At 67.7% G+C, this 21,804-nt stretch carries 14 protein-coding genes; 6 read left to right on the plus strand and 8 right to left on the minus strand.

Going from position 1 to position 21,804, the window contains the following annotated elements:
* Positions 1–20: 20 nt before the first annotated feature.
* Positions 21–3,647: an ABC transporter ATP-binding protein gene (locus ACFXHA_RS30620; protein WP_379362446.1), complete on the plus strand. Its 3,627-nt coding sequence runs from the start codon at positions 21–23 to the stop codon at positions 3,645–3,647.
* Positions 3,648–3,759: 112 nt separating this feature from the next.
* Entirely contained in the window at positions 3,760–7,518 is a 3,759-nt protein-coding gene (locus ACFXHA_RS30625) for a multifunctional oxoglutarate decarboxylase/oxoglutarate dehydrogenase thiamine pyrophosphate-binding subunit/dihydrolipoyllysine-residue succinyltransferase subunit (RefSeq protein WP_379362447.1), read from the plus strand.
* A 119-nt stretch (positions 7,519–7,637) separates the two neighbouring features.
* On the opposite strand, the gene ACFXHA_RS30630 is transcribed toward ACFXHA_RS30625, so the two are convergent.
* On the minus strand, positions 7,638–8,264 hold the full coding sequence (locus tag ACFXHA_RS30630) for a Uma2 family endonuclease (RefSeq protein WP_379362448.1): 627 nt from the start codon (positions 8,262–8,264) through the stop codon (positions 7,638–7,640).
* A 291-nt stretch (positions 8,265–8,555) separates the two neighbouring features.
* Between ACFXHA_RS30630 and ACFXHA_RS30635 the strand changes: the two genes are divergently transcribed.
* Together ACFXHA_RS30635 and ACFXHA_RS30640 are read left to right on the plus strand one after the other, a co-directional pair.
* Positions 8,556–9,248, plus strand: coding sequence for a PadR family transcriptional regulator (locus ACFXHA_RS30635; RefSeq protein ID WP_379362449.1), 693 nt, complete (start codon positions 8,556–8,558; stop codon positions 9,246–9,248).
* A gap of 85 nt (positions 9,249–9,333) precedes the next feature.
* A complete protein-coding gene (locus ACFXHA_RS30640; RefSeq protein ID WP_379362450.1) occupies positions 9,334–10,833 on the plus strand; it encodes a DHA2 family efflux MFS transporter permease subunit in 1,500 nt (499 codons plus the stop codon).
* Between the two features lie 72 nt (positions 10,834–10,905).
* Here ACFXHA_RS30640 and ACFXHA_RS30645 read toward each other — a convergent pair whose 3' ends face one another.
* The 3 genes from ACFXHA_RS30645 to ACFXHA_RS30655 all read right to left on the minus strand — a co-directional run bounded on the left by ACFXHA_RS30645 (position 10,906) and on the right by ACFXHA_RS30655 (position 14,719).
* Positions 10,906–11,526, minus strand: a complete 621-nt coding sequence (locus ACFXHA_RS30645; protein WP_379362451.1) for a Uma2 family endonuclease — start codon at positions 11,524–11,526, stop codon at positions 10,906–10,908.
* Between the two features lie 165 nt (positions 11,527–11,691).
* Positions 11,692–13,263: a molybdopterin-dependent oxidoreductase gene (locus tag ACFXHA_RS30650; RefSeq protein WP_379362452.1), complete on the minus strand. Its 1,572-nt coding sequence runs from the start codon at positions 13,261–13,263 to the stop codon at positions 11,692–11,694.
* Positions 13,264–13,309: 46 nt separating this feature from the next.
* The gene (locus ACFXHA_RS30655; protein ID WP_379362453.1) at positions 13,310–14,719 is read right to left on the minus strand and encodes a DHA2 family efflux MFS transporter permease subunit; all 1,410 of its coding nucleotides are present in this window, start codon (positions 14,717–14,719) and stop codon (positions 13,310–13,312) included.
* 77 nt (positions 14,720–14,796) lie between these two features.
* On the opposite strand from ACFXHA_RS30655, the gene ACFXHA_RS30660 reads away from it, so the two are divergent.
* Positions 14,797–15,690, plus strand: a complete 894-nt coding sequence (locus tag ACFXHA_RS30660) for a LysR family transcriptional regulator (RefSeq protein WP_379362454.1) — start codon at positions 14,797–14,799, stop codon at positions 15,688–15,690.
* Between the two features lie 19 nt (positions 15,691–15,709).
* On the opposite strand, the gene ACFXHA_RS30665 is transcribed toward ACFXHA_RS30660, so the two are convergent.
* The gene (locus ACFXHA_RS30665; protein ID WP_379362455.1) at positions 15,710–16,270 is read right to left on the minus strand and encodes a CGNR zinc finger domain-containing protein; all 561 of its coding nucleotides are present in this window, start codon (positions 16,268–16,270) and stop codon (positions 15,710–15,712) included.
* Between the two features lie 88 nt (positions 16,271–16,358).
* Here ACFXHA_RS30665 and ACFXHA_RS30670 point away from each other — a divergent pair, with 88 nt between their 5' ends.
* Positions 16,359–17,228: an alpha/beta fold hydrolase gene (locus ACFXHA_RS30670; RefSeq protein ID WP_379362456.1), complete on the plus strand. Its 870-nt coding sequence runs from the start codon at positions 16,359–16,361 to the stop codon at positions 17,226–17,228.
* Between the two features lie 66 nt (positions 17,229–17,294).
* On the opposite strand, the gene ACFXHA_RS30675 is transcribed toward ACFXHA_RS30670, so the two are convergent.
* The 3 genes from ACFXHA_RS30675 to ACFXHA_RS30685 form a co-directional block, all read right to left on the minus strand.
* Positions 17,295–18,752, minus strand: a complete 1,458-nt coding sequence (locus ACFXHA_RS30675; RefSeq protein WP_379362457.1) for an MFS transporter — start codon at positions 18,750–18,752, stop codon at positions 17,295–17,297.
* Between the two features lie 212 nt (positions 18,753–18,964).
* Entirely contained in the window at positions 18,965–20,761 is a 1,797-nt protein-coding gene (locus ACFXHA_RS30680) for an AMP-dependent synthetase/ligase (RefSeq protein ID WP_379362458.1), read from the minus strand.
* Between the two features lie 113 nt (positions 20,762–20,874).
* Positions 20,875–21,789: an alpha/beta hydrolase gene (locus ACFXHA_RS30685; protein ID WP_379362459.1), complete on the minus strand. Its 915-nt coding sequence runs from the start codon at positions 21,787–21,789 to the stop codon at positions 20,875–20,877.
* Positions 21,790–21,804: the final 15 nt, after the last annotated feature.

The raw sequence follows: 21,804 nt of genomic DNA on the forward strand, positions 1-21,804 counted from the left end.
TGTTCTCCGGAATGAATGCAATGGCTGAAGCACAGGATCGCGGCTGGCTGCGCCGCCTTTGGCAGCGGTGCAAGGGGCACCCGTGGATGTTGACCGGGCTCGGGCTGGCCATCCTGCTCGGCGCGCTGGTCGAGGTGACCGGGCCGCTGCTGGCCAAGCACGCGCTCGACGGCGCGACCGCCGGCAACACCGGCATCATCGCGGCCATGGCCGGGGCGCTGGGCGTGCTCGCGGTCGGGCGCTTCCTGGCCTCCTTCGGACGGCGCATGCTCGCCGGGCAACTGGCCCTGGACGTGCAGCACGAACTGCGGGTGGATCTGCTGGGCGCCTTGCAGCGGCTCGACGGTCCCGGGCAGGACGAACTCCGCACCGGACAGGTCATCTCGCGGTCGATCAGCGATCTCTCGCTGGTGCAGGGTCTGCTGTCCATGGGCCCCTGGTCGGCGGTGGCGGCCCTGCAGTTCGTGCTGGCCGCGGGCGTGATGCTGTGGCTCTCACCGGTTTTGGCGCTGGCCGCGCTGCTGGTGGTGCCGGTGCTGGCGCTGGTCGTCTACCGGGTGCGGCCGCGGCTGTACGCGGCCACCTGGTCAGCGCAGCAGCGCGCCGCCGACCTCGCCCAGCACGTCGAGGAGACCGTCACCGGCGTGCGGGTGGTGAAGGGATTCGGGCAGGAAGCCCGCATGGTCGACGTGCTCGAAAAGCACGGACGCAAGCTGTACGCCGAACGCATGCGCGCGGCCCGCATCGACGCCCGCTTCAGCCCGACACTCGCCACCATTCCGCAGGCCGGGCTGGTCGCGGTGATCGCGGTGGGCGGGCTGCTGGCCTTCCACGGCAGTATCGGGCTGGGCACCTTCCTGGCCTTCACGGCCTACGTGTCGACCATGACCAACTCGACCCGCATCGTGTCCTACGTGGTGGTCATGGCGCAGTTGACCCGGGCGGCCGCCGATCGCGTGCACCAGGTCATCGACAGCGCGCCCGAACACATCGATCCCGAGCATCCGGTGGCGGTGCCGCAGGGACCGCTGGGCATCGACATCGAGGGGCTGAACTTCGGATTCGAGCCGGATCGGCCCGTACTGCGCGACTTCGATCTGAAGATCGCGCCGGGCGAGACGGTCGCCATCATCGGCCCCGCCGGGTCGGGCAAGTCGACGCTGAGCCTGCTGCTGCCGCGCTTCTACAGCCCCGACTCGGGTCGGATCAGCCTCTACGGCAAGGACTCCCGCGTTGATATCGCGGACCTGAAGGCCGCCGAGCTGCGGGAAGCGGTCGGCGTGGTCTTCGACGAGGCGTTCCTGCTGTCGGACACCATCGCCGCCAATATCGCGCTCGGACGGCCCGACGCCACCGAGGCGGAGATCCAGGCGGCCGCCAAACAGGCTGCGGCAGACGAGTTCATCAACGGTCTCGCCGACGGCTACGACACCGTCGTCGGTGAGCGCGGACTGACGCTCTCCGGCGGTCAGCGTCAGCGCATCGCCCTGGCCCGCGCCCTGCTCGCCGACCCTCGCATCCTCATCCTCGACGACGCCACCTCGGCCGTGGACGCCGTCACCGAGTCCGCCATCTTCGCCTCGCTGCCGACCGATTCCGGCCGCACCACCCTGATCCTCGCCCACCGCGAATCGACGCTGGCCCACGCCGACCGGGTGATCCGGCTCCCGGCACCGGACAACACTCGTCATCCCGGAATGACGGGGTCGACGGGGCAGGATGCGGAGCTGGATCGGGACACACCCGAAGAGGTTCGGCGGGTGCTGGGGGACCTGCCCGCAGCCACCGAGAAGCCAGGGCTGGACGCGGCCGAGCTGCGCGAGCCGGATCCGGGCTTCAAGCTCACCCATGCGCTGCGACTGGTGAAGTGGCTGGTCGCCGGGACCATGCTGCTGCTGGCGCTGGATGCGCTTGTCGGCGTGGGTTTCCCGTCGATCGTGCGATACGCGGTGGACTCGGGCGTCGGCAAGCATCACGGGTCGGCGCTGGTGCAGGCCACCGTGATCGGCATCGGGCTCGTCGCGCTCGGCTGGCTGGTCGCGGCGACCTCGCTGCTGTGGAGCAATCGGGCCGGGGAGCGGGTGCTGTTCGGCCTGCGGGTGCGCAGTTACGCGCACCTGCAGCGGCTGGGACTGGACTTCTACGAGCGGGAACTGTCCGGCCGCATCATGACCCGGATGACCACCGATATCGACGCGCTCTCCACCTTCATGCAGACCGGTCTGCCGGACGCGCTGGTCGCACTGCTGACGGTGGCCGGAATCGCGGTGGCGCTCACGATCATCGACCTGCAACTGGCCACCATCGTGTTCGTGACGCTGCCGCCGCTGCTGCTGGCCACCTGGTGGTTCCGCAAGGTGTCCGATGCCGCCTACAGCGCGGCGCGTGAGCATTCGGCCACGGTCAATGCCGATTTCGCCGAGAACGTCTCGGGTCTGCGTGTGGTGCAGGCGAACCGGCACGAGGCGGACGCGGCGCGCCGGTTCGCGGGCTACTCCGACGATTTCCGGGTCAGCCGGATGCGGGCGCAGCGAGCCATCGCCACCTTCTTCGCCTTCGTCGGCATGTGGGCGGACCTGGCGCTGGCGTCGGTGGTGTTCACCGGTGCGTGGGCGGTGGCACATGGGTCCACCACGCCGGGCACGCTGGTGGCGTTCGTGCTCTACCTGCAGCTGCTGTTCGGCCCGATCATGCAGTTGTCGCAGCTGTTCGACGGATATCAGCAGGCGCGGGTCGGGTTGCGGCGCATCGGGGAACTGCTGCGCACCCGCTCGTCCATCGCGCCGGACGCGGCCGAGCCGGCCGTCATCGACGGGCATCTGCGCGGCCGGGTGGACTTCGAGGATGTCCACTTCCAGTACCCGGGCGCGATCAAACCCGCCCTCGCGGGCGTGGATCTGACCATTCCGGCCGGCGGCAGCCTGGCACTGGTCGGTGAGACCGGTGCGGGCAAGTCGACCATCGTGAAACTGCTCGCCCGGCTCTACGACATGCCACGAGAAGGCCTGTCGGGTGACAGAAATCACGACAACTCCGGCGTGATCCGCGTCGACGGCGTGGATATCCGTGACTACCGCCTCGGCGAGTTCCGGGCCCGGCTGGGCGTGGTTCCTCAGGAAGCTCACCTGTTCACCGGCGACATCGCCAGCAACATTGCATTTGGGAAACCGGATGCCACACCGGATCAGATCGAAACGGCCGCCGCCGCGGTGGGCGCACTGGCAACCATTCAGGCACTCCCACAAGGAATGAACCAGCCGGTCGGTGAGCGGGGTCGCGGCCTCTCGGCCGGGCAGCGACAGCTCATCGCGCTGGCCCGAGCCCAGCTGGTCGACCCCGACCTACTACTGCTCGACGAGGCGACCGCCGTGCTGGACCCGGCCGCCGAGGCATCGGTGCTGGTGGCGAGCGAATCCGTGACACGCGGGCGGACCTCGGTGATCGTCGCGCACCGGCTCGCGACGGCCGCGCAGGCCGACCGAATCGCCGTGGTCGAGCACGGCGCCATCAGCGAAATCGGCACGCACGAAGAACTACTCGCGGCGCGCGGCGCGTATCACCGGCTCTGGGCTGCGGCCCAGGCGATGGAAGGAATATTCTCGAGCGAGGACGAGTCGCCACGAGAGAATGTGCCCGCTCGGTGGTAGCCATGCCCGACGGCGAACCAGGGTGGGCATATCCTCAGTGGGGGCGCATCGGCGCGCATCCGCCGATTACCCGTGCCGGGCACGTCACAAACGTCGCAGCGCGAAGAACGAAATGAGGCGAACACCTGCTGTGAGCAGCTCAACAGACCAGTTCGGACAGAACCAGTGGCTTGTCGACGAGATGTACCAGAAGTACAAGCAAGACCCCTCGTCCGTCGATGAGAGCTGGCACGAGTTCCTGGCGGATTACACGCCGGAGAACACGGCCGAGATTGGTAATAACAGCCAGACGGCCGCCGCCGTCGCTCCGGCAGTAGCCGCCGCGACCCCCGTCGCCCCCGTCGCTCCTCCTGTCCCCACCCCCGCTCCCGCGCCCGCGCCGACTCCGGCCCCCGCGCAGGTTCGAGCCCCGCAGACCACCCCCGCGCCCGCGTCCAACGCGGCCCCGACCTCCGGCGGTCCGAAGCCCGCCGCCGAGGACGAGACGAAGGTGCTGCGTGGTCCGGCCGCAGCCATCGTCAAGAACATGTCGGCGTCGCTGGCGATCCCCACCGCCACCTCGGTGCGGGCCATCCCGGCAAAGTTGATGATCGACAACCGTCTGGTCATCAACAATCACCTCGCCCGTACCCGCGGCGGCAAGATCTCCTTCACCCATCTGCTGGGTTACGCGATCGTGCAGGCCATCAAGGCCTTCCCGAACATGAACCGGCACTTCGCCGAGGTCGACGGGAAGCCCAACGCGGTCACCCCGGCGCACACCAACCTCGGTCTGGCCATCGACCTCAAGGGCAAGGACGGCAGCCGTTCGCTCGCGGTCGCGGCCATCAAGAACACCGAGGGCATGACGTTCGCGCAGTTCCACAGCGCCTACGAGGATGTCGTGCGCCGCGCGCGTGACGGCAAGCTGACCAACGACGATTTCTTCGGCGTCACCATCTCGCTGACCAACCCGGGCACCATCGGCACCAATCACTCGGTGCCGCGCCTGATGCCGGGCCAGGGCGCGATCGTCGGCGCGGGTGCCATGGAGTACCCGGCCGAGTTCCAGGGCATGAGCGACGGTCAGCTGGCCGAGCTGGGCATCGGCAAGCTGATGACCCTGACCTCGACCTACGATCACCGCATCATCCAGGGCGCGGAGTCCGGTGACTTCCTGCGGACGATCCACAACCTGCTGATCTCGGACGAGTTCTACGACGACATCTTCCACGGCATGGGTGTCCCCTACGAGCCGGTGCGCTGGCGCAAGGACATTCAGGAACGCGGCATCGACAAGTCGACCCGCGTGCAGGAGATGATCAACGCCTACCGCAGCCGCGGCCACCTGATGGCCGATACGGATCCGCTACGGCTGGTCAAGGACAAGTTCCGCTCGCACCCGGATCTGGATGTCACCCAGCACGGTCTGACCCTGTGGGACCTGGACCGCGAGTTCAATGTCGCGGGCTTCCACGGCCAGGAGCGCATGAAGCTGCGCGACGTGCTGTCCATCCTGCGCGACGCCTACGCCCGCCACGTGGGTGTGGAGTACACCCACATTCTGGATCCCGAGCAGCTCAAGTGGATTCAGGAACGCGTGGAGCAGAAGCACGCGAAGCCGACCGTCGCCGAGATGAAGTACATCATGTCGCGGCTCAACGCGGCCGAGGCGTTCGAGACCTTCCTGCAGACCAAATACGTTGGTCAGAAGCGGTTCTCGCTCGAGGGCGCCGAGTCGGTCATCCCGATGATGGACGCCGTCATCGACCAGTGCGCCGAGTACAACCTCGACGAGGTCATCATCGGCATGCCGCACCGCGGCCGCCTGAACGTGCTGGCCAACATTGTCGGCAAGCCGTACTCGAAGATCTTCACCGAGTTCGAGGGCAACATGAACCCGGCGGCCACGCACGGCTCCGGCGACGTGAAGTACCACCTCGGTGCGCGCGGCACCTACCTGCAGATGTTCGGCGACAACGAGATCGAGGTCTCGCTGACCGCCAACCCGTCGCACCTCGAGGCCGTCGACCCGGTGCTGGAGGGTCTGGTTCGCGCCAAGCAGGATCTGCTCACCAAGGAAGACATCGTCACCCTCGGTGAGGAGGCGCGCTCGTTCTCGGTCGTGCCGCTGATGCTGCACGGCGACGCGGCCTTCGCCGGTCAGGGTGTCGTGGCCGAGACGCTGAACCTGTCGGTGCTGCGCGGCTACCGCACCGGTGGCACCGTGCACATCGTGGTGAACAACCAGATCGGTTTCACCACCGCGCCGGAGTTCTCGCGCTCCACCGAATACTCCACCGATATCGCGAAGTTCATCGGTGCGCCGATCTTCCACGTGAACGGTGACGATCCGGAAGCCTGTGTGTGGGTGGCCAAGCTGGCCGTCGACTACAAGCAGAAGTTCAAGCGCGATGTCGTGATCGACATGATCTGCTACCGCCGTCGTGGCCACAACGAGGGTGACGACCCGTCGATGACCCAGCCGGGCATGTACGACGTGATCGACACCAAGCGTTCGGTGCGTAAGGCGTACACCGAGTCGCTGATCGGTCGTGGCGACATCTCGATGAAGGAAGCCGAAGACGCCCTGCGCGACTACCAGGGTCAGCTGGAGCGGATCTTCAACGAGGTGCGCGAGCTGGAGAAGTTCCCGCCGGAGGCGTCGGAGTCCATCGAGGAAGAGCAGCAGCTGCCGCCGAACCTCATTACCGCCGTGGACAAGACGGTGCTGCAGCGCATCGGCGACGCGTTCGTGAACGTGCCCGAGGGCTTCACCGTGCACCCGCGCGTCAAGCCGGTGCTGGAGAAGCGTCGCGAGATGGCGTACGAGGGCAAGGTCGACTGGGCCATGGCCGAGTTGCTGGCCTTCGGCACGCTCATCGACGAGGGCAAGGCCGTGCGTCTGACCGGTCAGGACTCGCGTCGTGGCACCTTCTCGCAGCGGCACTCGGTGATCATCGACCGCAAGAACGGTGACGAGTACACGCCGCTGCACAACATCGGGTCCAAGAACCCGGGTTGGTTCGCGGTGCACGATTCGGCGCTGTCGGAGTACGCCGCGGTCGGCTTCGAGTACGGCTACTCGCTGGGCAACCCGGACGCACTCGTCCTGTGGGAGGCGCAGTTCGGTGACTTCGTCAACGGCGCGCAGTCCATCATCGACGAGTTCATCTCCTCCGGTGAGGCCAAGTGGGGTCAGCTCTCCGAGGTCGTGCTGCTGCTGCCGCACGGTCACGAGGGCCAGGGCCCTGACCACACCTCGGGTCGTATCGAGCGCTTCCTGCAGCTGTGTGCCGAGGGTTCGATGACGGTGGCGGTTCCGTCCACCCCGTCGAACTACTTCCACCTGCTGCGTCGCCACGCCCTGGACGGCATCCGCCGCCCGCTGGTGGTGTTCACCCCGAAGTCCATGCTGCGCAACAAGGCTGTCGTGTCCGAGGTCGAGGACTTCACCGACAACAAGTTCCGCACCGTGCTCGAGGAGCCCACCTACGAGTCGGGCAACGGCGACCGTTCCAAGGTCAAGCGCGTGCTGCTCACCTCCGGCAAGATCTACTACGAGCTTGTCGCCGAGAAGAACAAGCACAACCGCGAGGACGTGGCGATCGTGCGCGTCGAGCAGCTGTACCCGATCCCGAAGTTCCGCCTCAACGAGGCCCTGGAGCAGTACCCCAACGCCACCGATCTGGCGTGGGTCCAGGAGGAACCGGCCAACCAGGGCGCCTGGCCCTTCTTCGGCCTGAACCTCCCGGAGATCCTCCCGGCTCGCTTCGGCAAGCTGCGCCGCATCTCCCGCCGCGCCATGTCGGCCCCGTCCTCGGGTTCGTCGAAGGTGCACGCGGTGGAGCAGGCCGAGATCGTCAACGAGGCCTTCGCCCCGACGGTCTAACCCTCCCGAACAACGTTGCGGGGCCGGATCTCTCACCGAGATCCGGCCCCGCCGCCGTTTCAGCGCGTACCGCGACCAATGCCCATGAGCAGCTCTCCCAGCGAAGGGCAGATCAAGGGTCAGCGCACGAGCTGATTCAGCCGAGCCCAGTCCACTGTGATGGAGATCGGAACGTCGAACACCGCGGGCTCCTCTGACCACTCCAATTTCTGGTGGGGGCGGTACTGATTCAGCACGTGGTCGAGCACATACGTCTGAACAGCCGATACCGCGTTGTCTGCGATGTAGACGATCCAATACCAAGGGATTCCAGCGAGTGCATACTCCGCGAGCTTGTCCGCCGTGTCGACACGCTCCGTGCCGGGCGAGATGACCTCGATGACCAGCTTGACCATCGACGCGGGGAGAGGTCGCAGGTCCGGCGGAGCGCATTCGATCAACGCCACATCGGGCCGCCGAATAGTTGCTCGAGGCAGTTCCCACAGCAGCACATCGAAATCCGTGTCGACATCCAGGCAGCCGTCGTTGAAGCGGCCCATGTGCGACTCCGCCGCAGTTTCGATCATGTCTGCGATTCGCCGTGCGGCCTTCTGATGTGGCCTGGTCGGAGCCTCCGCCCGCACCGCTTCGCCGTTCACCACCTCCACCAGGCGGCAGAAGTCCTCGGGTAGCTTCTTCCAGATCTCAACGGTGATCGGCGCTGGCTGCAGGTTCTCTTCCCGCGCCCAATCGAGCACTTCAGACATGGCGTGCTCCTCGCACTCCGGCATTGACAGCTCGATCCTATAGTCCCTGGCAGACACAATCCGGCGATGGCCGAACCGGCCTGCCGAGCGTTACTCGGCGGGCCGCTCGGCGCCGGGTACCCGCAGCGGGCTACTCGCCGGCCGAATCCGCCTGCTGCGCAGGGGAATCGCGAAAGTTGATGCTACCGAGACGTTTTCGTTCGGGTGCGGTGGAGTGGGCGGGATGGGTTGCATTCGACATGTTCCACGTCGTATATTCCACGTGGAATATTTGGCGCGGAGGAGGCGACGGTGAACAAGCGGCAGGCGGTACCCATGCTGACGCCCTTGGCTATCGCGGTGCTGGCCCTGCTCGAAGAGGGGCCGATGCACCCTTACGAGATGTATCAGGTGCTGCTGCACCGGCACGAGGATGAACTGGTCAAGATCAAGCCTGGTTCGCTCTACCACACCGTCGCGCGGCTGGCCGAGCAGGAACTGGTCGTCGCCGAGGGCACCGACCGGGCCGGGAACCGGCCCGAGCGCACCATCTACCGCATCAGAACCGCTGGTCGCGAGGCTTTGCGTAGCCGGGTCGCGGAGATCCTGCGGCAACCGGTGAACGAGTACCCGGTGTTCCCGGTGGCCTTGGCCGAGGCGCACAATCTGCCCGTGGACGATGTCGTCGCGCTCGTGCGCGAACGCGTCACCTGGATCGAAAGCCGGATCGCGGAACTCGACGCGCTCCGCGGCATGGTCCTGTCCCGGCAGGTGCCACGCCGCTTCTGGATCGAGATCGAGTACATCCGCACCGTCCAGGCCGCCGAGGTCGAATGGCTGCGCGGCTTCATCGCCGAACTGGCGAGCGGCGAACTGATCTGGGACGACTTCTGCGCCGAGACCGGCGAGCGCCGGGAGCCGCCCGCCGCGACCATGGGGGCCGACTGGGGTGCAGGACTGACCGACGAGGACATCGCCGTCGTCCGGAGGGGTGGTGCCAAATAGTTCACCACCGCCCGAAGCGGTTCCCCCACATCATCTTTCCCGGTAGCCGTTCGCGGCCGCCCTTCCGAGACAGGAATCGGAATCCATGAGTACTCAACGCAATCCGTGGCTGGGGCTATACGCCCTGGTCGTCGGGTTCTTCATGATCCTGCTGGATATGACCATCGTCGCGGTGGCCAATCCGGCGATCATGAAGGACCTGAATGCCGATGTCTCCAAGGTCATCTGGGTGACCTCGGCGTACCTGCTGACCTACGCGGTGCCGCTGCTGGTCACCGGCCGGCTCGGGGATCGCTACGGTCCCAAGAACGTCTACCTCGTCGGCCTGGCCGTGTTCACCCTGGCCTCGCTGTGGTGCGCCAAGTCGAACACCGTCGACATGCTGATCGCGGCTCGCGCCGTGCAGGGCCTGGGCGCGGCACTCATGACGCCGCAGACCATGGCGGTCATCATGCGCACCTTCCCGCCGGACAAGCGCGGCGCGGCCATGGGTCTGTGGGGCGGCGTGGCCGGCCTGGCCACACTGGTCGGCCCGATCCTGGGCGGCGTGCTGGTCGACTGGCAGGGCTGGCAGTGGATCTTCTACGTGAACGTGCCGATCGGCATCATCGCGTTCGTGCTGGCGGTCTGGCTGGTGCCGTCGCTGCCCACCCATCAGCACAAGTTCGACTTCGTCGGCGTGGCGCTCTCGGCCGTCGGCATGGGCCTGCTGGTGTTCGGCATCCAGGAGGGCAATACCCACCACTGGAATGCCTGGATCTGGACCATGATCGTCGCGGGTCTGGTGGTGCTGGCGCTGTTCGTGGTCAACCAGGCACGCAATACCGGTGAACCGCTGGTGCCGTTGAGCCTGTTCAAGGACCGCAACTTCGCGCTGGGCAATGTGGCGATCGCGTCCATGGGTGCGGCGGTGACGGGTGTGTTCGTGCCCGCCTACTTCTACCTGCAGCAGGTTCACGGTCTGACGCCCACCCGCTCGGCCTTGGTGTTCGCGCCGATGGCCATCCTGACCGGAATCTTCGCGCCGATCATCGGCAAGATCTCGGACAAGACGCCGCCGCGCATCATCCCGACCATCGGTTTCGCGCTGTTCGCGGCGACCTTGTTCGGGTTCGCGGGGCTCATGAAGCCGGATGGCTCGATCGCGGTGTTCATGATCGTCGGCGGCCTCGCGGGTATCGCCAATGCCTGCATCTGGGCTCCGCTGGGCACCACCGCGACCCACAACCTGCCGGTGCAGCAGGCGGGTGCGGGCGCGGGCGTCTACAACACCACCCGTCAGGTCGGGTCGGTGCTGGGTTCGGCCGCGATCAGTGCGCTGCTGTCCTCCCGCATTGCGGCGCAGGGACTTCCGAGCGGACCGATCGGTGAGGGCGGCGGTGGCGGCGGTATGAGCCACATCCCGGATCCGGCGCAGAAGGCGGCGCTGCTGGAGAAGATCAGCACGGCGCTGAGCCAGACCATGTATCTGCCCGCCCTGATCCTGCTGATCGGTGTCGCCGCCTCGGCGCTGTTCATCGGGCACGGCAAGAAAGCCGGTGGTCCGCAGAACGATATGGCGAAGGCCAATATCGGGGCGCACTGATCCGAGGTGTATCGAAAGGCGCTGTCCGCCGGGTTCTCCCGGAGGGCGGCGCCCTTCTTTATCTGGGAACAGTCAGAGGATGAGTCCGATGAGCCGGGTCCAGTCGATGCGGATCTCGATGGGCATGTCCATCAGGGTCTCGCCGACGAACGGGTGCAGGCGGCGGTGCGGCCGGTAGTGGCCGAGCACCAGCACGTGGGTCTGGATGGCGTGCACGCGGTCACGGTCCATGTAGACCAGCCAGTACCAAGGGATTCCGGCGAGCGCGTATTCGGCCTGCTTGTCGGTGGTGTCGACGCGTTCGGTGGCCGGGGACACCACCTCGATGGCGATCTTCACCCGGGGCGCCTGGATCGGCCCGACATCGGCTGGGGCGCAGGCGAACAGCACCACGTCTGGTCGTCGAATGGTGAGCCGCGGGGATTCCCACAGCAGTACGTCCTGGTCGACGCCGACGTAGAGCCAGCCGTCGTTGTAGCGGCTCATATGGGTTTCGGCGGCGGCCTCGAGCATGGAGGCCAGCCGGCGCGCGGCATTGCGCTGCGCCAGTGGCGGGTTCTCGGCGCGCACCACATCGCCGTTGACCACTTCGACGAGCCGGCAGAAGTCGCGGGGTAGCTTCTTCCAGACGTCGAGCGTGATCGGTTCGGGCTGCAGGTTTTCCGCCCGCGCCCATTCCAGTACTCCGGTCATGCGCGCTCCCTAGACTCCTGGATCGGACGGGCTGGGCGACGACTGCCGCGCCGATCGTAAACCGCGCACGCTGACAAAAAGGCCGTTCGGATCTTTCGCCCGCGCAACATCGGCGCGCCGCGCGACCGACCGGTCCGGGCGGGGCGCGGCCCGGTTGCGGCGCGCTCAGTTGATTCGCACTGTGAGCGAGGGATATCCGCTCGCGCCGTCGGGGACGACGTCGGCCTGTTGGTCGGTCTGGGTCTCGCCGGTGTTGTCCGTGGCACGCGCCCACAGGGTGTGGATGCCGGATCCGGCGGCGTCCCAGTCGAAGGCCCACTGCACCCAGGTGTCGACCGACGGGGCGACGGCGAGCCGGGCGGGCTGCCAGTCCCCCTGGTCGACACGGACTTCCACGCCGCGGATGCCGCGATGCTGCGCCCAGGCGACGCCGGCGACGGTCAGCCTGCCCGCATTGAAGGTGCCGTGCGCGCGGGGAGTGTCGATGCGGCACTCGGTCTTGATGGGCCCCTTCGCCGCCCACCCGCGCTTGGTCCAGAAGGCCTCGGCCTTATCGAATCTGGTGATCTCCAGTTCGGTCACCCATTTGGTGGCGGACACGTACCCGTAGAGCCCGGGCACCACCAGCCGCGCGGGATACCCGTGCGCGGTGGGCAGCGGTTCCCCGTTCATGCCGACGGCGAGCATGGCGTCGCGGCCGTCCAGCAGGGTGGCCAGCGGGCTGCCCGCGGTGAAGCCGTCGACGCTGCGCGAGAGCACCATGTCGGCGTCGGGGTGCGGTCCGGCGGCGGCGATGATCTCGTCGAGTCGGTACCCCAGCCAGCGGGCATTGGAGATGAGATCGCCGCCGACCGGATTGGAGACGCAGGTGAGGGTGATCAGCCGTTCGATGGGGGTCTTGGCGGTGAGATCGGCGTAGTTCAAATGGATCTCACGATCGACCATGCCGTGGATGCGCAGCGACCAATCGTCCTTGCTGACCTGCGGGACGGTGAGAGCGGTGTCGATGCGATAGAAGTCGGCATTGCGCGTGAGATAGGGGGTCAGGCCGGGAATCTTCAGGTCCGCACCGGGTTCGACCGACGGCTCCGGCGTGGCAGGTGTCGGCAGCTGGATATCGGCCCGCTCGGCCGACACGTCCCGCGAGCGCAGCCCGATGATCCGCCCGGCGATCCCGCCGACCGCTGCGGCCACGCCCGCGATGACGACGCCGCGCACCACCAGCCGCCGTTCCACCGCCAGTTCTGCGGGTGAAAGCCGCTGCGACTCGGGCGTTTCGGTGTCGGCGGCGGCCGCGGCCCGTTCGCCGTACCGGGTGACCCGTTCGATCAGGCTGCGCAGCAGCAGGATTCCGGCGATCATGCCGAGAATCGAGGGGATCGCCCAGGTCCATGACGCATTGGGGCGACCGAGCGCGGCCAGCGTGGACAGCAGACCGAAGAGCCCGAACAGAATCGACCCGAGTGGCCGTCGCTCGCGTTCCAGCTGTCCGGCGACCGCAGCCAGCACTACCGCGGCCACACCCATGCACACGAACAGCAGCAGTTTGTCGTTGGTGCCGACCAGGCCGATGACCCATTCCCGGAACCCGTCCGGGGTGTGGTCGACGATCCAGCCGCCGACCGCTTCCAGCGGGGTGCTGTCGGGACTAACCAGCACCGATACCAGTTCCGCCGTAGCCAGGGTGACACCGCCCGCGACGATTCCGCAGGCTGTTCGTAATCCGCGATCCGCCACAAAACCGACCCTACTGCGCGGGTCGGCTCATGGAGCGGTCGAACAATTACGGAAGCGTGACGCCCGGCGATCTTCTCAGCGCCGCCGCGGCGATCCCGGCGGTGACCAGCAGCGAGCCGCCGGCCACCAGGAAGGCGTGATGCAGTCCCGCGATGCTCGGGACCGAACCGGCGTAGACCAGGGTGCCCAGCACCGCGACCCCGAGCACCTGGCCGAGTTGCCGCAGCGCATTGTGCACCGAGGAGGCCATCCCGGCGCGGTGTGCGGGCGCGGCGGCCAGCGCGGTCGCCGTCATCGGGGTCAGGCACAGTCCGAGGCCGAAGCCGCCGACCGCCAGGATCCACCAGAAGGAGCCGATGCCGGTATCGGTCCGCACGCTCAGCAGGCCGGTGATGGCGAGCCCGGCGAGGGTGAGCCCGGTGACCATGGGCAGGCGCGGACCGTAGCGGCCGACCAGCCGCCCGGAGATCGGGGTGGCCAATGCGAAGGCGACCCCGACCGCGCACACGTCGATTCCGGCGCGGATCGCCGAATGTCCCTGCACCTGCTGGAAATACGCGCTCAGGTAGACGATCAGGCCGACGAAGGCGAAGAACGCCACCGCACCGGCCAGATTCGCGGCGGCGAAGGCGCGATTGCCGAACAGGGCCAGGTCCACCAGCGGATCACTGTGCCGCCGTTCCCAGTTCACGAAGGCGACGGCGGCGATCACGGCCACCGCGAACGCGCCCAGGATCGACGCGGAGGTCCAGCCCTGCGCCCTGCCCTCGATCAGCCCGAAGGAGAGCGAGGCAATGGCCGTCGCGGTCAATATCGCGCCCTGCCAGTCGAATCGGCCGACCGCCGGGGTGCGCGGCACCCGCGGCACGATCAGCGCGGCCACGGTCGCGAACACCGCGACCAGCGGCACGTTCAGCAGCAGCACCCAGCGCCAGCCCAGTCCGGTGACCAGGAGACCGCCCAGGATGGGTCCGACCGCCAGCGCCAGACCCGACGAGGTCGACCACGCCCCGATCGCGACCGCGCGCTCGCGGGGATCGGGGAAGGCGGCCCGCACCACCGCGAGGCTGGTGGGCACCAGCAGCGCGGGACCGATGCCTTGAATGACGCGGCCCACCAGCAGGATCGGGATGTTCGGGGCCAGGCCCGCGACGAGTGCGCCGAGGGCGAAGGCCAGCATGCCGAGCAGGAAGACGCCCTTGCGGCCGAAGCGATCGCCGAGCCCGCCGCTGAGCATCAACAGGCTCGCGTACACCAGGACGTAGGCGTTCACGATCCATTCGGCGGCGGTGGCGTCGGCGTGCAGGTCGCGGCCGATGGCCGGGAGCGCCACGCTCATCACGGTGGTGGACAGCACGGCCAGGAACTGACCGCCGGTCACCGCGACCAGGGTGACCCACGGATTGGTTGCGGCGGTTGCGGTTTCGGGTGGGGCGGAGACTGGTGCAGCGGTCATAACCTGAAGGTAGGACCGCCCGATCATACCTGCCACGACCAAAATTGCTATACGGCAATGCCTTTAAGGTTATGAACATGGATCTGCTACAGCTGCGCTATTTCCGGATGGTGGCCCGCACCGAGAACATCACCCGGGTGGCGGAGGAGCTGCGGGTGGCGCAGCCGTCGTTGAGCCGGACCATCACCCGGCTCGAATCCGAACTGGGGGTGCCGCTGTTCGATCGACACGGGCGGCGACTGCGGCTCAACGCCTTCGGGGCCGCGTTCCTCGCCCGGGTGGATCGCGCATTGGACGAGCTTGACGGTGCCCGCCGGGAGCTCGACGATCTGGCAGGGCTGGAGCGGGGCGCGCTCGCGATCGGCGCGGAGAACCTGAAGGTGGTCCATCACGTGCTCGCGGACTTCCTGCAGGCGCATCCCGAGGTGCACGTGCGATTGTTCTCGGGCACCGCGGCGCAGATCTCGGCCCGGCTGGCCGCGGGCGAGATCGACCTCGGGGTGGTGTCGCTGCCGCTCGACGCGCCCGGTCTGGCCGGGCTGGAACTGCTGGATGAGGAAGTGCTGCTGGCCGTTTCGCCGAGCCATCGTCTGGCCGGCCGGGAGCGGGTCGCGGTCGCCGAGTTGGCGGCCGAACCGTTCATCACGACCTCGCCCGACTATTGGTCGCGCACCGTGCTCGATCGCGTCTTCACCCGGGCCGGACTGCGGCCGAACATCGTCTGCGAGGGCGACGAACCCTCGGCCGTCCGCAGCCTGATCGCGACGGGTTTCGGCATCGGCCTGCTCCCGGCGATGGCACGCTACTACGCCGGTCCGCCGGTCGCGTGGCTGCATCTCGACGATGTCTACTGCCGCCGCACCCTGCAGCTGGTCTGGCGCACCGATGCCTATCTCTCCTTGGCCGCCAGGCGCTTTCGCGAACTGGCGGCCGAGAGCTTCACACCCGAGCGGCTCGGCATGCCGGAGTGAGTCACATCGGCGCGATGAATCAGTCGGTGGCCTTGTGCCGCTGGTAGTAGCGGGCGACCCGGACGCGGTTGCCGCAGCGCTCGGGTGAACACCACTGGCGGCGGGGGTGGGCAGGAAGGAAGAGCATGACACAGTCTTCGGCGCCGCATTCGCGGATGCGGCCGACAGCCGGGTCGCGGAGCAGGGTGGCGGCCGCGTCGGCCAGGTGAGCGGCCAGGCGCGGGCCCGGTGCACCGATGCGGGCGACCTTTTCGGTGACGCCGTCACCGTCCCAGTCCAGCACGCGGATGGCGGGCGCGGCCGACTGCGCGGCGACCAAGCCCTCGAGAGCGGGGGCTGGCGGGCGACGGCCGTGGCGTAGAGCATCGACGGCGGCCGTGGTGTGTTCGCGCACGGCGCGGACGGCGGCCAGATCGTCGGCGGTGAGGTGGTGCGGGGGTGGTTCGGGCAGGCGGTCGGCCTCGAGTCGTAGCCAATCCGCCAGTGACTCGGGGGTTTCCAGCAGGTCGCCGCCGGAGGGCCGGGTGTTCACCAGGTCCAGGGCGAGGGGTTCACCGATCAACGGTTCCAGATCAGCCACGAGACTAATGCTACTCCTACCGGTTGACACATTAGAAGTGCATGCCGTAGAACTAATGCAACATCGCCGCCAGAAAGCATGTGGAGATATGAGCGCACTTCCCCTGGTCCAGCACCGCCGCATCGACGTCGACGGCGTGGAGGTCTTCTACCGCGAGTCCGTCCCCACCCGCGCGGACGCGCCGGTCCTGTTGCTGCTGCACGGCTTTCCCACCGCGTCGCACCAGTTCCGCCGGTTGATCGACGCGCTCGGCGACCACTACCGGCTGATCGCGCCCGACTACCCGGGCTTCGGAAATACGGTCGCGCCCGACGACTTCGACTACACCTTCGACCGGTTGGCCGACATCACCGAGGGATTCGTCCAGCAGCTGGGCCTGACCCGCTTCGCCATGTACATCTTCGACTTCGGCGCACCCATCGGCCTGCGCCTGGCCACCCGGCATCCGGAATGGATCTCGGGTCTCGTGGTCCAGAACGGCAATGCCTACGAGGCCGGATTGTCCGAGGCTGCACAGGGTTTCGTGGCTCTGCGCGCCGATCACGAGGGCGACGAGGACGTGGTGCGCGGCCTGCTCACCCCCGAGGGCACCCGCAGCCAGTACGAAGGCGGCGTCCCCGATCCGACCGTATTGAACCCCGATGCCTGGACCCTGGATCAGCACTACCTCGACTTGCCCGGCCGCAAGGAGGCCCAGGTCGCCCTGGCCTTCGACTACAAGTCCAATGTGGCCCGCTATCCCGAATGGCAGTCCTGGCTGCGTAAGTACACTCCCCCGGCCCTGATCGCCTGGGGCGCGAACGACATGTTCTTCCCCGAGTCGGGCGCGCACGCCTACCTGGCCGATCTCCCCGACGCCGAACTCCACCTGTTCGACACCGGCCACTTCGCGTTGGAAACCCACGTCACCGAAATCGCCCCGCTCATCGCCGATTTCCTCGACCGGCTGCCCGCCTGAGAGCCCGACCGCTCGCATGACGATGGGCCCCGCCGAGGCGGGGCCCATCGCTGAACAGCGTGCGGCTCAGTGGTTCTCGCGGACCGCCTGCGGCAGCAGGAACGCCAGGCCGAAGGCCAGGACGCCGAGCCCGATGCCGACCAGCGTGACCTGTTCCATTCCGGCCAGGGCATTGCCGCGGAGGCTGCCGCCGGAGTGGGTGAACCGGTCGAAGAACACGGTGCCCAGCACGGCGACGCCGAGCGCACCGGCCAGCTGCTGCACGGATTCGAGCAACCCCGAGGCGGAACCGACCTCGTGGTCCTGGATTTCGCCGATGATGATGCTGAACATCGGGACGAACACCATGCCCATGCCGAATCCGACGACCAGCAGCGGGCCGGCGATCTCCCAGGCGTTCAGGCCGGTGCCGACCACGCGCAGCACCACATACAGCCCGGCCAGTCCGACGGTCATGACGCCGACGCCCAGGTGCAGCACCTTGCGTCCCAGCTTGGGCGCCTCGGCGCCGATGGCGGATCCGAAGAAGGAGCCGAGCGCCCAGGCCGCCATGGCGATGCTCGCGCCGATCGGGCTGTAGCCGAAGCCGAGCTGCAGCATCAGGCCCAGGCCCAGCGAGAATCCGATGATGCCGACGAAGAACACGGTCTCGAAAAGCACTCCGGCACTGTAGGACCGGCGGCCGAACACGCTCAGTCGCACCAGCGGCACCCGCCCGGCGGCGGTCCGGGCCCGCTGCTGGGCGACGAACACCGCGAGCATCGCGACGGCGGCGACCGGCATGGCCAGACTCCAAGTGGGCCAGCCGAGTTCGCGGCCCTGCATGAGCGGGTAGACCAGCATGCCGACACCGGAACCGGCCAGGATCACGCCCATCAGGTCGAGTCCGCCGGTGCGGTCACCCAAATGCTCGGGCAGTGCGGCGATGCCCGCGATCAGCGCGAAGAGGCCGAGCGGCACATTGATCCAGAAGATCGCACGCCAGTCGGTGCCGAATAGATCTGCCTTGATCAGCAGGCCGGCGACGATCGGCCCGAGAATGCTCGCCACGCCCAGGGTGGTGCCGAATGCCGCCCACGCCTTGGGCTGTTCGGCGGTGTCGGGGAACAGATCCCGGATCATCCCCAGGCATTGCGGCACCATGACGGCGGCCGCGGCGGCCTGCGCGATCCGCCCGCCGATCAGGGCTTCCGGCGAGGCGGCCAGCGAGCAGGCCACCGAGGCGAGCACGAATCCGACTGTGCCGCCGAGGAACATGCGGCGGCGGCCGAACATGTCCCCGAGGCGGCCGCCGGTCAGCAGCCCGACCGCCAGCACCAGCGTGTAGGCGGCGGCGATCCACTGCATGGTGGCGTAGCTGCCGCCCAGATCGCGCCGGATCATCGGCAGCGCGACGTTCACGACATTGGTGTCGAGCATGTTCATCAGCGTCGCGCCGATGATCGCGGACAGCCCGAGCCAGCGCCGGGCGGGCGCGGCCGGGGAGGCGGAAGTGAGGGTCGGGGTTGGGGCGGTGATGGTCATCGCGGGCTCCTCGGTCGGTATGACGGCAATAGTATCCAGACAACTAGTTTCTGCGCAACTAGTCTTTCGGATCCTACTTCCTCTCTCGACTTCCACGATTCCGGTAAACACCACCCCGCCACATCACGAAGATTCGTTATCCACCAGGCTTTTTCGCCCGGAAACAGCGAAGGGGCCCACGGGAAAACCCGTGAGCCCCAAAGCTTCTGCTGTCAGGAGTTGTAGATCGCGTCCACGTCGGCCGCGTACTTCTTCATGACGACCGCACGCTTGAGCGACAGCTTCGGCGTCAGTTCGCCGCCCTCTTCGGTCCAGTCGACCGGCAGGATGCGCACCTTCTTGATCGCCTCGGCGTGCGAGACCAGCTTGTTGGTGGCCGCGACCGCGTCATTGATCTCCGCGACCAGGGCCGGGTTGTCGATGACGTGCTCGATCGGGGTGTCGGCCCCGATCCCGTTGCGCTCCAGCCACCCCGGCAGGGTGTCCTGGTCGAGGGTGACCAGCGCGCCGATGAACGGCTCGCCGTCGCCGACCACCATGACCTGGCTGATCAGCGGGTGCTGACGCAGCGAGTCCTCGAGCATGGTCGGGGAGACGTTCTTGCCGCCCGCGGTGACCAGGATTTCCTTCTTGCGGCCGGTGATGGAGATGAAGCCGCTGTCGTCGATGGCCCCGAGGTCACCGGTCTTGAACCAGCCGTCGGCGTCGAAGGCGTCGGCGCTGGCTTCCGGGTTGTTCCAGTAGCCGCCGAAGACGACCGGTCCGCGGATCAGCAGTTCGCCGTCCTCGGCGACCTTCGCGCCGTGTCCGGGCAGCGGGCGGCCGACCGAGCCGACCTTGATGAAGCGCGGGGTGTTGACGCTGACGGCCGCGGTGGACTCGGTCAGGCCGTAGCCCTCGTAGATGGTGACGCCGGCGCCGCGGAAGTAGTGGCCCAGGCGTGAACCCAGCGGTCCGCCACCGGAAACGGCCGACTCGCACTGGCCGCCCATGGCCTCGCGCAGCTTGCCGAAGACCAGCTTGTCGAACACCATGTGCTGCAGCTTGAGCACGATGTTCGGGCCGCCCTTCTCCAGCGACTGGCTGTACTGGATGGCGATCTCGGTGGCGTAGTCGAAGATCTTGCCCTTGCCGCCGTCGTGCGCCTTCTGCTTCGCGCCGTTGAACACCTTCTCGAATACGCGCGGCACCGAGAGGATGAAGTTCGGCTTGTACTGCCCGAACTGGTCGACCAGCGTGGACCAGTCGGAGGTGTGCGCGACGGTGACACCGGCGTCGAACGCGGCCAGCGCGACGGCGCGGGCGAAGACGTGGGCCAGCGGCAGGAACAGCAGCGACTTGCGGCCCGGCCGCAGGAATTCGCTCATGGCCGAGCGGTCGGCGGCGGACTCCGCGTAGAGGTTGGAGTGCGAGAGCATGACGCCCTTGGGGCGGCCGGTGGTGCCCGAGGTGTAGATGAGGGTCGCCGGGGAGGCGGCCTTCACCTGGGCGCGGCGCTCGTGCACGACGCTGTCGTCGAGGTCTTTGCCGCGGGCGACGAGGTCGGCGATGGCACCCTTGTCGATCTGCAGGGTTTCCTTCAGATCGCCCAGTCCGCCTTCGATTTCCGCGACGGCGGCCCGGTGCTTGTCGTTCTGGACGACGATCAGCTTGGTGCCGGAGTCCGACAGGATCCAACGGATCTGCTCGGCGGCCGAGCTGTCGAAGATGGCGACGGTGCAGCCACCGGCAGCCCAGATGGCGAAGTCCAGCACCACCCACTCGTAGCTGGTGGCGGCCATGATGGCGACGCGGTCACCGAGTTCGATGCCGGAGGCGACGAGTCCCTTCGCCACATCGGTCACGGCCTTGGCGAATTGGGTCGCCGTGACGTCGTTCCAGCCGCCCTTGCCGTCCGGGGTGTTGAAGACGACCAGATTCGGCGTCTGCTCCGCGTGCCGGAACGCGCCGTCCGACATATTGGAGTTTTCCGGGATGGTGTAGGTAGCCGGGACTTCGAACTCTCGCATCGCTGCCCTTCCACAGTGGGTTTACTGGCGGGTAATTTACGCCACGCTCGCAGGTAACTCCCCGCGGACCGTCCGAACCTGTTCTCGAACGGGCCCCGCGTTGTGTTCTGTCCCTATCCTATTGACCTGCTTTGCGCCGGTCGCAGCGCCTGCCGGAGGAATTGCCCGAGTTCGGTGGTGACCCGGGCCGCGGGAGCGACCAGGCTCGCCTGCAGCTGCGAGACATGCCACAGGCCCTCGGTCTCGGTGAACTCGACCGGTACACCGGCCGATCTCAGGCCCGCGACCAACCGGGTGCACTGGTCGTGCAGCAACTCGTCCACGTCGGCCTGGACATACGTGGGCGGCAGCCCGTGCAGGTCGCCCAGCAGCGGCGCGTAACCGGTGTCGGAGCCGTCGCCCCCGCCGAGGTAGGCGGCGGCGCAGGCCCGCGACCACGGCTTGTTGATGACCAGATCGCGGTCTCGCTCGGGCACCTCGTTGGGGTCGCCCCACGGCGCGATCAGCCCGAGCGCGGCCGGGACGAAACCGTGCCGGTCGCGCAGCCGCTCGGCCAGCGCGAGCGAGAGCCCACCGCCGGCCGAATCCCCGGCCACCGCAATGCGTTCGGGCTTGTACCCGGAGGCGACGAGTTCGAGGAAGGCCGCCTCGGCGTCGTCCAGGGCCGCCGGGAACGGGTGTTCGGGAGCCAGTCGATAGTCCGGAACATGGATGGGGCAACCGATTTCGCGCGCCAGGAAGCCGGTGAGCGCGCGATGGGTGACCGGGGAGCCGACCGTGTAGCCGCCACCGTGCAGGTACAGCACGGTGGCGGAGTTCGAGACCGTACCCACGGTCACGCGTTCGGCGGGGCGGCCACCCAGCCGGATCTGTTCGGCATGGGTGCCGCGCGGCGGCCGCTGTGCCACCGCGCCCCAATCCATGAGTGCCCGTTGGACACTGAACGGCAGCCGGGCATTGAGCATGATCTTGAAGATCGGGCTCAGGGCGGCGCGAACGACGGGCAGCGGCAGTGTCACATCGGGCATGACCGGGTGTCCTTC

The sequence above is a fragment of the Nocardia sp. NPDC059240 genome (assembly GCF_042753865.1).
In the GTDB taxonomy this organism is placed as follows: Bacteria; Actinomycetota; Actinomycetes; order Mycobacteriales; family Mycobacteriaceae; genus Nocardia.